The sequence below is a fragment of the Stenotrophomonas capsici genome (assembly GCF_034961085.1).
In the GTDB taxonomy this organism is placed as follows: domain Bacteria; phylum Pseudomonadota; class Gammaproteobacteria; order Xanthomonadales; family Xanthomonadaceae; genus Stenotrophomonas; species Stenotrophomonas capsici.
Genome location: NZ_JAYFUH010000193.1, coordinates 1 through 1,783, shown reverse-complemented (window position 1 = coordinate 1,783; position 1,783 = coordinate 1). Strand labels below are relative to the sequence as shown.

2 protein-coding genes are annotated in these 1,783 nt (G+C 65.1%); both read left to right on the top strand.

What is annotated here, in order from left to right; translation table 11 throughout:
• Nucleotides 1-64: 64 nt before the first annotated feature.
• A complete protein-coding gene (gene csy1 / locus VA603_RS11335; protein ID WP_323438901.1) occupies nt 65-1,411 on the top strand; it encodes a type I-F CRISPR-associated protein Csy1 in 1,347 nt (448 codons plus the stop codon).
• A partial coding sequence (locus tag VA603_RS11330) for a type I-F CRISPR-associated protein Csy2 (protein WP_323438900.1) occupies nt 1,408-1,783 on the top strand: 376 nt, incomplete at its 3' end. The genes csy1 and VA603_RS11330, both read left to right, overlap by 4 nt.

The window sequence follows — 1,783 nt, the reverse complement described above, 5'->3', positions numbered from 1 at the left end:
CAGCCGTTGATACAAGGATGCGCTAAACAGCCGGAAGCAGATTCATCAACAAAGGAGATGGTTGGTGGCAGAACTGACAGATCGAGGAAAGGAATTCCGTGAAGCAATCACCCGCTTCATCGAAGCCCGGCGGGACGCCAAGCTGAAAGGCAAGGAAGAAGAAGGCGACACCGCCGGGAAGTACGAGTACGGCACCTGGCTGGCGGATGCCGCCCGCCGGGTGGGCCAGATCCAGGCCGTTACCCACGTCCTCAAAGCCACACATCCGGATGCGCGCGGCAGCAACCTGCATGTCCGTCCGGATGCCCTCCCCGCCCATGCCGATATCGGCACGCATGTACTCGGTGACGACTTCGCCGAAGACGTGGTGGGCAACGCGGCCGCACTGGACGTGTTCAAGTTCCTCAAGCTCAACGTCGATGGGCGCCGGCTTCTGGATTGGATGCAGGCGGACGACGAGGACCTTCGCACCGCTCTGCATGCCGATGCACAGACCGCAACGGCATGGATGACGGCCTTCAGCAGCCTCGTCCGCCGCGATGCCAGCCCGGCCTCGCACGAAGCGGCCAAACAGCTGTACTGGCTGGCCGAAGGTAAGGCCACGGACGACAGGGCCTTCCACCTGCTGCAACCGCTGTTCTCCAGCAGCCTGGCGCATGCCGTGCATGCCGATATCCAGGACGCCCGCTTTGGCGAGGACAACAAGGCCGCGCGTCAGGCCTTCCGTGCCAAAGAGGCCCACACGGCCCCCTATCGGGACTACCGAGGTCTGGTGGCGCGCAAGCTGGGCGGAACCAAGCCGCAGAACATCTCCCAGCTCAATAGCGACCGCTACGGCATCAACTATCTCTTGGCGTCGCTTCCGCCGAGTTGGGATGCCGAGCAGCCGCGCAAGCTGTTGCACCTGACATCCGCCATGGAGCGCCTGACCTGGTTCCTGGGGGTTCGCGCCATCGCCGATCAGCTGGCCGACTTCCTCCTCTCAGATCCGCCCCAGACGTTGGCCACCCGCCAGAAGCGCGAAGCGCTGGCACAGGAACTGGGCGCACAGCTGGCCATCTTCGCGGTCGAAACCCAGGTGCGTTTCGCACCGGGCTGGACCCGAAGTGACGACTGCAGCCTGCCGCTTCACCAACAGGTCTGGCTGGACCCGGAACGGGTGGAACTGGACCCACGCCCGGAGCCTGATCTTGCCGCCGAGGACGCGGCCTTCATCGCTGCCTGGGAGTCTGGCGACTGGCCGGACCAGGTGGCCGGTGACTTCGCCAACTGGTTGAACGACCGCCTGCGCAGCGCGGGGCTGACTGGCGTCGGCGACGCCGAGTACCGGCACTGGGCAAGCCGGGCGATCGTCGATGCCACCTGGCCGGCTCCCATCCAACGACGCGCCCTGCGAGGAGGAGAGCCATGAGCACTTGTCCGGACTTCGATCAGCTACTGGTCTTCCCGCACCTGCAGGTGCAGAACGCCAATGCCATCTCCAGCCCGTTGACCCATGGTTTCCCGTCGATGACGGCCTTCCTGGGCCTGATGTGGGCCCTGCAACGCAAGGCGCACACCGCCGGGTTGGATGTCCAATTCAAGGCGGTAGGCGTGGTCTGCCACCAGCATCGCGAACTGGCCACCGAAGACGGCTTCGTCAACAGCTTCCACCTCACCCGCAACCCGGTGAACAAGGATGGCGGCAGCGCGGCGATCGTCGAGGAAGGACGCATCCACCTGGGCCTGAGCCTGCTGCTGGCCGCGCGCAGCCCGCGCTGGCAACAGACCCCGGATGCACGAC